This is a genomic window from Micromonospora chalcea (assembly GCF_002926165.1).
Taxonomy (GTDB): Bacteria; Actinomycetota; Actinomycetes; order Mycobacteriales; family Micromonosporaceae; genus Micromonospora; species Micromonospora chalcea.
In genome coordinates, this window is the sequence record NZ_MAGP01000001.1 from 43799 (window position 1) to 54872 (window position 11074).

At 75.6% G+C, this 11074-nt stretch carries 1 protein-coding gene (only partly in view); it reads left to right on the forward strand.

Annotated features, from left to right (window positions below; all coding sequences use genetic code 11):
- Positions 1 to 10785, forward strand: the 3' end of a protein-coding gene (locus BAW75_RS00020) for a type I polyketide synthase (protein ID WP_104112326.1). The gene continues 19035 nt to the left of window position 1, outside the view; only the last 10785 of its 29820 coding nucleotides appear in the window; the start codon falls outside the window, past its left edge; its stop codon occupies positions 10783 to 10785.
- Positions 10786 to 11074: the final 289 nt, after the last annotated feature.

Below are 11074 nucleotides of genomic sequence, written 5' to 3' on the forward strand. Positions count from 1 at the left end.
CAGTCCTGGCTCGCGGCGGACGCCCTGGCGGACTCGCGGCTCGTGGTCGTGACCCGGGGCGCGGTGTCGATCGGCGACGGCGACCGGGTGACCGACCTGGCGAGCGCGGCGGTGTGGGGTCTGCTGCGTTCGGCGCAGTCGGAGCACCCGGGCCGCATGGTCCTCGCGGACGTCGACGGCGACCTGGACGCCGCGCTGGTTGCCCTGCTGGACGGCGTCCTGCGGGAACCGGCCACGACCGGCGGCCAGCTCGCCGTCCGCGAGGGCGCGGTGTACTCGCCGCGCCTGGTCCGGGCCGGCATCACGGCCGCACAGACGCCCAGCCTGGGTGACGGCGCGGTGCTGGTGACCGGCGGTACGGGTGCGCTCGGGGCGCTGGTCGCGGAGCACCTGGTGTCGGTGCACGGCGTGCGGTCGCTGGTGCTCGTGTCGCGGCGCGGTCCGGAAGCCGCCGGTGCGGGCGAGCTGTCGGAGCGGCTGTCCGCGCTGGGCGCGTCGGTGCGGATCGCCGCCTGTGACGTGACCGACCGGGACCAGGTCGGCGCTTTGGTTGCCGAGGTCACCGCCGAGGGTCGGCTGGCGGGTGTCGTGCACACCGCCGGCGTCCTGGACGACGGTGTCGTGGAGGGGCTGACGGCGGCGCGGCTGGCCGGGGTGTTGGCGCCGAAGGTGTCGGCGGGTTGGTTCCTGCACGAGGCGACGGCGGGTCTGGATCTGGATCTGTTCGTGGTGTTCTCGTCGGTGGCGGGTGTGCTCGGCTCGCCCGGTCAGTCGGCGTACGCGGCGGGCAACGCCTTCCTCGACGGGCTTGCGGTCCACCGGCGGCAGTTGGGTCTGCCGGCCGTCAGTCTCGCGTGGGGCATGTGGGACACCGCCGGCATGGCCGCCTCGATCGAGGAGGCGGATCGGGCGCGTTCGGCGCGGGCGGGTCTGACGCCGATGAGCGCCGAGGTCGGGCTGGAACTCTTCGACGCCGCCCTGCGTGCCGACCGTCCGGCCCTCGTACCGGCCGTGATCGACGTGCCCGCGCTCCGGGCGGCGGCCTCCGGCGGCCCCGTGCCGGCCGTGCTGCGCACCCTGATCGGCGTGACCGGCACCCGCCGCCAGGCGGGGCAGGGCGCTGGCGACTGGGCCGACCGGCTCGCCGGGCTCACCGAGGACGAGGGCCGCGCCCAGATCGACGTGCTGGTGCGGGGCCTGGTCGCGCAGGTGTTGGGGCACGGTGGTGCGGAGTCGGTGCCGGCGGACCGGGCGTTCCGGGAGCTGGGCTTCGACTCGCTGACGGCGGTGGACCTGCGTAACCGGTTGAACGCGGCCACCGGGCTGCGGCTGGCCTCGACGCTGGTGTTCGACTATCCGACCCCGGCCGTGCTCGCCGACCACCTGTGGTCGGAGCTGGCCGGCGTCAGCGCGTCGGCCGGCGCACAGGTCGCCGGCACGGTCGTCGGCGCCGACGAGCCGATCGCGATCGTGGGCATGGCCTGCCGTTACCCGGGCGGGGTGGAATCCCCCGACGAACTGTGGGAGTTGCTGGCCGGCGGCGGTGAGGGGATCGGGGAGTTCCCGGCGGATCGCGGCTGGGACCTGGAGTCGCTCTTCGACCCGGACCCGAACCGCAGCGGTACGTCGTACACGCGCCACGGCGGTTTCCTGTACGGCGCGGCAGAGTTCGACCCCGGTTTCTTCGGGATCTCGCCGCGCGAGGCGCTCGCGATGGATCCGCAGCAGCGGTTGCTGTTGGAGGCGTCGTGGGAGTCGTTCGAGTCGGCGGGGCTTGATCCGCAGCGGTTGCGGGGCAGCCGGACGGGTGTGTTCGCCGGTGTCATGTACCACGACTACGCCTCCCGGCTCATGGACCTGCCGACCGAGGTGGAGGGCTACGTCGGGACCGGCACCTCCGGCAGCGTGCTGTCCGGTCGGGTCGCCTACACCTTCGGGTTGGAGGGCCCGGCTGTCACCGTGGACACGGCGTGCTCGTCGTCGCTGGTGGCGCTGCATCTCGCCGCGCAGGCGTTGCGTTCCGGCGAGTGTGATCTGGCGTTGGCCGGTGGTGTGACGGTGATGGCGACGCCGGGCACGTTCATCGAGTTCTCCCGGCAGCGCGGCCTGTCGCAGGATGGTCGCTGCAAGTCGTTCGCGGCGTCGGCCGACGGCACCGGCTGGTCCGAGGGCGTCGGCGTGCTGCTGGTGCAGCGGCTCTCCGACGCCCAGCGCGAGGGCCGGAAGATCTACGCCGTGGTGCGGGGCACGGCCGTGAACCAGGACGGTGCGTCGAACGGGCTGACCGCGCCGAACGGTCCGTCGCAGCAGCGGGTGATCCGGCAGGCCCTCGCGAACGCGCGGCTCACTGCGGCCGACGTGGACGCCGTGGAGGCGCACGGCACCGGCACGACGCTGGGTGACCCGATCGAGGCGCAGGCCGTCCTGGCCACGTACGGGCAGGACCGGCAGGGGCGGGAGCCGTTGTGGCTCGGCTCGGTCAAGTCGAACATCGGGCACACGCAGGCCGCCGCCGGTGTCGCCGGTGTGATCAAGATGGTCATGGCGATGCGCCACGGCGTCGTCCCGCCGACCCTGCACGTGGACGAGCCGTCCCCACACATCGACTGGACGGCCGGGGCGGTGGCCCTCGCGACCGAGCCCACCCCGTGGCCGGCCGTGGACCGGCCGCGTCGGGCGGCGGTGTCGTCGTTCGGGATCTCCGGCACGAACGCGCATGTGATCGTCGAGCAGCCGCCCGCCGAGACGATCGAGGGCGAGATCGTCGCCCGCGACGTGCCGCCGGTCGTACCGGTGCTGCTCTCCGCGCGCTCCGACGCGGCCCTGGCCGGCCAAGCGGGCCGGTGGGCGCGCTGGCTCGCCGCCGACGCGGCCCCGCGTCCGCTGGACGTGGCCTGGTCCTCCGTCACCACCCGGCCCGCGCTGGAACAGCGCGCCGTCGCCGTGGTTTCCGACGGCAACGACCTGCTCACCGCGCTTCGAGCCCTCGATGCGGGCGAGCCCTCCGGGACCGTCGTGACCGGCTCCACCGCCGTACGCGGCCAGCTCGCGCTGCTCTTCTCCGGCCAAGGTGCGCAGCGTGCGGGGATGGGTCGGGAGTTGTACGCCGGGTTCCCGGTGTTCGCCGCCGCGTTGGACGAGGTGTGCGGGCACCTGGATCCGTTGTTGCCGCGTCCGTTGCGGGAGGTGCTGTTCGCTGAGGCGGGTTCCGCCGAGGCGGAGTTGCTGGATCAGACGGTGTTCACGCAGGCCGGGTTGTTCGCGGTCGAGGTGGCGCTGTTCCGTCTGGTGGAGTCGTTCGGGATCGTGCCGGACATGCTGGCCGGTCACTCGATCGGTGAGGTGACCGCGGCGCATGTCGCGGGCGTGTTGTCCCTGGCCGACGCGTGTCAGCTCGTCGCCGCGCGGGGTCGGTTGATGCAGGCGCTGCCCACGGGCGGCGGCATGCTGGCCGTGGCCGCCGACGAGGCTGCGGTGGTCGAGTCGATCGCCGGGCTCACCGACCGGGTGGGCGTCGCTGCGGTCAACGGACCCACCGCAGTGGTGGTGTCCGGTGCCGTCGAGGCCCTCGACGAGGTGGAGCGGCACTGGCGCGACCGGGGCGTGCGCACTCGCCGGCTGACGGTGAGCCACGCGTTCCACAGCCCGTTGATGGAGCCGATGCTCGACGAGTTCCGCGCGGTCCTGCACGGCCTCACCTTTGCCACGCCGCTGCTGCCGGTGGTGTCCAACGTGACCGGGGCCCTGGCCGGCGATGAGATCCGCATGCCGGAGTATTGGGTGCGGCATGTGCGCGAGGCGGTGCGCTACGCCGACGGGATCGCCGCTCTGCGGGCTGCCGGTGTGGACACGTTCCTGGAGGTCGGGCCGCAGAGCGTCCTGACCGCGATGACCGCCGACGTGCTGCCTGACGACGACGGTGTGCTGGCGGTGGCTGTGCAGCGCCGGGACCGTCCGGAGGTGCAGGCGTTGCTGCACGCCCTGGCCGAGTTGCACGTGCACGGCGTGCCGGTGACCTGGACGCAGTGGTTCGCCGAGACCGGCGCGCGCCGCGTCGACCTGCCCACGTACGCCTTCCAGCACCAGCGCTACTGGCCCGAGGGCACGGCCGAGAAGCGGGCCGCCCCGGACGGCGGCGACGTCGAGTTCTGGACCGCCGTCGAGCGTGGCGACCTGGCCGCCCTCGCCGCCGAACTCGGCGACGACCCCGACGCCCTGGACACGCTCGGCCCGGCCCTGCCGGTCCTCTCGCGCTGGCGTCGTCACCGGTCCCGGGACACCGCGTTGGACGGGTGGTCGTACCGGATCGGGTGGGAGCCGGTCCGGCCGAACCCGAAGACCAGGCTGTCCGGGCGGTGGCTGATCGTCACCGTCGACAGCGGCGCCGACGCGGGCGTGGCGAAGACCCTCACCCAGGCCGGCGCCCGGGTGGACACGCTCACCGTGTCGTCCACCCTCGACCGCGCCGACCTGGGCGAGCGGCTGCGCCGGATCAGCGGGGACGGCTGGGCCGGGGTGCTCTGCGTCCTGCCCCGCCAGGACCGGCCCCCGGCGCACACGCCGGCGTTGCCCGCTGGCACGGCCGCCCTGCTCACCCTCGTCCGGGCGCTCACCGACACCGGCCTGGCCGGACGGGTGTGGGCGCTCAGTCGGACCGCGATGCCCGTCACGGCCGGCGAACGGGTCGACGACGTCTGGGCGGCCCTGGCCTGGGGCCTGGGCCGGGTCGTCGCCCTCGAACAGCCGGACCGCTGGGGCGGCCTGGTCGACCTGCCCGCCCGCGCCGACCGCGGCGCCCGCGCCGGGCTCGTCGCGGTCCTCGCCGACGGCACCCTGGACCAGGTGGCCGTCCGGCGCAGCGGCATCTTCGGCCGGCGGCTGGTGCCGGCCGCGCCGCCCGCCGGGTCAGGTTGGCGGCCCGCCGGGACGGTGCTGGTGACCGGTGGTACGGGAGCGTTGGGTCGGCACGTGGCCCGCTGGTTGCTGGCGAACGGGGCCGGTGAGGTGGTCCTCGCCTCGCGGCGGGGTCCGGGGGCGCCGGGTGTGGCGGAGCTGGTGGCCGAGTTGGGTGCGGTGCGGGTCGTGGCGTGCGACGTCACCGACCGGGCCGCCGTCGACGCCCTCGTGGCGGACCTGCCGGAGCTGACCGCCGTCGTGCACACCGCCGGAGCGTCCGGCGGCACCACCCCGGCGTACGAGGTGACCGACGGCGAGCTGTCGGACACCCTGGCCGGCAAGGTGCTCGGCGCCCTGCACCTCGACGCCGCCTGCCGGGGTCGCGACCTCGACGCGTTCGTGGTCTTCTCCTCGGTCGCCGGTGTCTGGGGCGGCGGCGGGCAGGCCGGCTACGCGGCCGGCAACGCCCTGCTCGACACCCTCGTCGCAGCCCGCCGGGCGAAGGGCCTGCCCGCCACCGCGCTGGCGTACGGCCCGTGGGCGGAGGACGGCATGGCCGCCGGGGAGACCGCCGACGGCCTGCGCCGCCGCGGGTTCAGCCCGCTCGCGCCCGACGCCGCCGTCGCGGCGCTCGGCCGCTGGGTGAACGCCCCCGAGGCGGCCCCGGTGATCGTGGACGTCGACTGGTCCCGGTTCGTCACGGCGTTCACCGCCGCACGGCCGAGCCACCTCTTCGACCGGGTCGCCCCCGCCGTCGCCGAAGAGCCGCAGCGGCCGGAGAGCGCCGCGGCCACCGACGGGCTGCGCAACCGGCTCGCCACGCTGCCGGCGACCGGCCAGGAGGCGCTGCTGGTCGACCTCGTCCGCGCGGAGGCGGCGGCCGTGCGCGGCCACCCCACCACCGACCAGGTGCCCGCCGGCCGGGCGTTCCGGGAACTGGGCTTCGACTCCCTCGCCGCCGTGCAACTGCGGGACCGGCTGGGCCGGGTCACCGGCCTGACCCTGCCGTCGACAGTCGTCTTCGACCACCCGTCCGCGGCGGAACTCGCCCGCTTCCTGCGTACCGAAATCGTCGTCGGCGCGGACGGCGGCCCGGTCACCGGCGGCGTGGCCTCTGCCCGGCCGGCGTCCGACGAGCCGATCGCGATCGTCTCCATGGCCTGCCGCTTCCCGGGCGGCGTGTCGTCGCCGCAGGAGCTGTGGCGCCTGCTGGCCGAGGGGGTGGACGCGGTCACGCCGATGCCGGCCGACCGGGGCTGGGACCTCGACGGCCTGTTCGACAGCGACCCGGAGCGGGTCGGCACCAGCTACACCCGCAGCGGCGGCTTCCTGCACGACGTCGTCGGCTTCGACGCCGCGTTCTTCGGGATCAACCCGCGCGAGGCCCTCGCCATGGACCCGCAGCAGCGGCTGCTGCTGCACACCACCTGGGAGGTCTTCGAACGCGCCGGCATCGACCCGCACCGGGTACGCGGCTCCGCCACCGGCGTCTTCATGGGCACCAACGGGCAGGACTACGCCACGCTGCTGCTGGGCGCCCGCTCGCAGGTGGAGGGCTACCAGGCGACCGGCAACGGCGCGTCGGTGGTCTCGGGCCGCCTGGCATACTCGTTCGGGCTGCACGGCCCGGCGGTCACCGTCGACACGGCCTGCTCGTCGTCGCTGGTGGCGCTGCACCTGGCCGCGCAGGCGCTGCGCAGCGGCGAGTGCGACCTCGCCCTCGCCGGCGGCGTCACGGTGATGTCGACCCCGGGCGCGTTTTTGGAGTTCTCCCGGCAGCGCGGCCTCGCGGCCGACGGGCGGGTCAAGGCGTTCGCCGAGGCCGCCGACGGCACGGGCTGGGGCGAGGGCGTCGGCGTCCTGCTGCTCCAGCGGCTCTCCGACGCCCAGCGCGACGGCAACCGGATCCTCGCCGTCGTACGGGGCAGCGCCGTCAACTCCGACGGCGCGAGCAACGGCCTCACCGCCCCGAACGGACCCGCCCAGCAGCGGGTCATCCGGCACGCGCTGGACAACGCCGGCCTCACCCCCGCAGACGTGGACGTCGTCGAGGCACACGGCACCGGCACCACCCTCGGCGACCCGATCGAGGCGCAGGCGCTGCTGGCCACGTACGGCAGGGACCGAACCGCCGAGCGGCCGCTGTGGCTCGGGTCGGTGAAGTCGAACATCGGCCACACCCAGGCCGCGGCGGGCGCGGCGAGCCTGATGAAGATCGTGCTGGCCCTGCAACACGAGGTGCTGCCGAAGACCCTGCACGTCGACGCGCCGACCCCGCACGTCGACTGGTCCTCCGGCACGCTGGCGCTGCTCACCGAAGCACGACCGTGGGCCGCCACGGACGGACCCCGCCGGGCCGGCGTCTCCTCGTTCGGCATCAGCGGCACCAACGCCCACGTGATCATCGAGGAGGCCCCGGCGCCGGTCGCCGCCGCCGACACCGCAACGTTCGACGTGACCGCGGGGCACGGCGAAGCGCGACGCGACCACCGCGCCGTGGCCCTGCCGTGGCCGGTCTCCGCCGCCGATCTGCCCGCCCTGCGCGAGCAGGCCGGGAGGCTGGCTGACCACGTCGCGACCGGCGACGACCCGGCCGGCCTGGTCGCCTGGGCGCTCGCCGACGGCCGCGCACACCTCGGCCGGCGGGCCACCGTGATCGCCGCCGACCGGGAGACCCGGCTGGGCGCGCTGCGCGCCCTGGCCGCCGGGGAGGAGCACCCAGCGGTGGTCACCGCCCGGCGACGCGCCGGCGGCCTCGCCGTCCAGTTCTCCGGCCAGGGCGCCCAGCGCCCCGGCACCGGCCGCCAGCTGTACGACACGTTCCCCGTCTTCGCGGCGGCCCTCGACGAGGTCTGCGCGGCCCTGGACCACCAGCTGCCGCAGCCGCTGAAGCCGGTGCTGTTCGCGGCCGAAGGCAGCGCCGAGGCGGCGCTGCTCGACGAGACGGTCTTCACCCAGGCGGGGCTGTTCGCGCTGGAGGTGGCCCTGTTCCGGCTGGTCGAGTCGTTCGGGGTGGTGCCCGGGCACGTCGCCGGGCACTCCATCGGCGAGATCACCGCCGCGCACGTCGCCGGCGTGCTGTCCCTCGCCGACGCCGCCACGCTGGTGGCCGCCCGGGGAAGGCTCATGCAGGCCCTGCCCGCCGGGGGCGGGATGCTCGCCGTCGCCGCCGACGAGGCGGCCGTCGTCGAGTCCCTGGCCGGGCTGGGTGACCGGGTCGGCGTCGCCGCCGTCAACGGCCCCACCGCCGTGGTGCTCGCCGGGGCCGTCGACTCCCTCGACGGGCTGGAGCGGCTCTGGCGGGAACGCGGGGTGCGCACCCGCCGGCTGCGGGTCAGCCACGCCTTCCACAGCCCGCTGATGGAGCCGATGCTGGCCGAGTTCCGGGCCGTCCTCGACGGACTGGCGTTCGCCGCGCCGCTGCTGCCGATCGTGTCGAACCTGACCGGGCGGCTCGCCGAGCCCGACGAGATCCGTACGCCCGCCTACTGGGTGCGCCACGTCCGCGAGGCCGTCCGGTACGCCGACGGGATCGCCGCGCTGCGCGACGCGGGCGTGGACACCTTCCTGGAGCTCGGACCGCAGGCGGTGCTGACGGCGATGACCGCCGGCCTGCTGCCCGGCGACGAGGACGGCACTGCCGTGGCGGCGCTGCGCGCCGGCGCCGACGAGCCGGCCGCCCTGCTCGCCGCGCTGGCCGTCGTGGACGGCACCGGGCGGGACGTCGACTGGGCGGCGGTGCTCGCCGCGCTGGCCGGTCCCCGCCCGGATCCCCGCCTACTGCCCGAGCTGCCGACGTACGCGTTCCGGCCGCAGCGATACTGGCCGACCCTCGACACGTCGCCGGCACCGGTCGCCGACCCGGTCGACGATGCGTTCTGGCGGGCCGTCACCGACGGCGACCTTCTCCGCCTCGGCCTCGACCCGGACCAGCCGATGCGCGAGCTGCTGCCGGAACTGGAGTCGTGGCGGCGTCGCCAGCAGCTCGACGGTACCCTGGCCGGCTGGCGGTACCGGGTCACCTGGGAACGCCGGGCGCTGACCGGCGCCGACCCGGGCACGTGGCTGGTCGTGGCCCCGCCGCACCAGGTCACCGACCGGGTGCTCGCCACCCTCACGGCCGGCGCCGCGGCGGTGCACCTGCTGACCGTCGACCCGGCCACCGCCACCCGCGACGGTCTGGCCGCCGACCTCGACCGGCTCGCCGCCGCGCACCAGCCGACGGCGCTGCTGTCCCTGCTGGCGTTGGACGAGGCGCCGCACCCGGAGCAGACCGCACTGCCGACCGGCCTGGCGGCGAACCTGCTGCTGGTGCAGGCGCACACCGGCCGCTCCGGCCCGGCCGTACCGCTGTGGCTGGCCACCACCGGCGCCGTCGCCGTCGACGGGGAAGCGGTCGCGCACCCGGCGCAGGCCACCACGTGGGGCCTCGGCCTCGTCGCCGCGCTGGAACACCCCCGGCACGTCGGCGGAGTCGTCGACCTGCCGGCGGGCCCGGCCGAGGCGGCGTACGCGGCCCTGGTCGGGGCGCTGGTCAACGTCGACGGTGAGGACCAGCTCGCCGTCCGGGAGGACGGCGTGCACACCCGGCGGCTGGTCCGCGACACCGGGCTGCCGGCGGCGGGCGACGGCTACCGGCCGAACGGAACCGTCCTGCTCACCGGCGGGACCGGCGCCCTCGCCCGGCACACCACCGACTGGCTGGGACGCCACGGCGCCGAGGTGCTCCCGCTGGCCGAGCCGGCCACGGGCAAGCTCGGCGACCTGATGGAGCAGCTCGCCGCCGAGGAACGGTCGGTGACCGCGCTCGTGCACGTCCCGGCCGAGACCGGCTCGGTGCCGCTCGCCGAGCTGACCCTCGCCGGCCTGGCCGCCGACCTGGCCGCCACCGTCGGCGACGTCCCCAGGTACGCCGACGAGCTGGCGCACCGCCCGCTCGACGCGTTCGTGCTGTGCACCTCGACCACGGGGGTGTGGGGCGCGGGCGGCCGGGCCGGCCAGTCCGCCGGCGATGCGCTGCTGCACGCGCTCGCGGCGAACCGGCGGCACGGGGGACTGGCGGCCACCGCCGTGGCGTGGGGCCCGTGGAGCGACGACCCCGAGTCGCCCGAGCAGGCGCAGCTGCGTCGGCGGGGCCTGCCGGGGCTGCCCCCGGAGCTGGCCCTCGAGGCGTTCGGTCAGGCGCTGCGGGCGGAGGCGGGGCTGATCGTCGCCGACGTGCGCTGGGACCGGTTCGTGCCGACGTTCGCGTCGATGCGGCCGTGCCCGCTGCTGACGGGGGTCCCGGAGGCGGGCGCGGCGATGCCCGCCGACGACGAGCGCCAGCCGGCGGACGACGAGGCGGCGACCGCGCTGCGGGAGCGGCTGCGGCCGCTGAGCCCCGCCGAACGCGAAGGCGTCCTCGTCGACCTCGTGGGCGGCCTGGCGGCGACCGTGCTCGGCCACGGCGGGGACGCGGGGCTGGAGCCCGACCGGGCGTTCCGCGAGGTCGGGTTCGACTCGATGACGGCCGTGGAGCTGCGCAACCGGCTCCGCGCCGCCACCGGCGTCCAACTGCCCGCCGCCGTGGTGTTCGACTACCCCACGCCGGCGGCCCTCGCCCGGCACCTGCGCGACCGGCTCGCGGAGGACGGCGCCGCCGCGGCGGCCCCGCTGCTCGCCGAGCTGGAACGGCTCGACGGTGTCTTCGCGGCCGACGCGCCGGACCGGCTGACCCGGCAGAAGCTGCTGGTGCAGCTGCAGGCGTTCGTCGCCCGGTGGGGCGACGACCGTGGTCCCGTCGAGGAGAAATCGGCCACGCACACCCTCGACGACGCCACCGATGCCGAGATCTTCGATTTCATCCACCGCGAGCTGGGTGGCCCCGGCGGCAATTTGCCGGGGATCTAGGAATGGTGTCGTACGACCGTTGTCGACGGTCGTGACACGCTGGGCCGGGCGGGTCCGCGCACCCGCCCGGCCGCACCCCGCGAGGGCGGTGCGCCACACCGGTCGCGGGGCGGGTCGGCCCAGCCTGCGCCCCCGCCACCTAGGGGCACCCGTAGGGGCACGCTAGGGGTTGTGACCGCCGTCCGGCGACAATTACCTTTCGTCCGGCGCGTAAGACCTGGTGGGGGGCTGAAACGCCATTTTGTCTGGCAATTCGTGGTCGGCTGAATGGGTTTGGATCTTCGCGGCT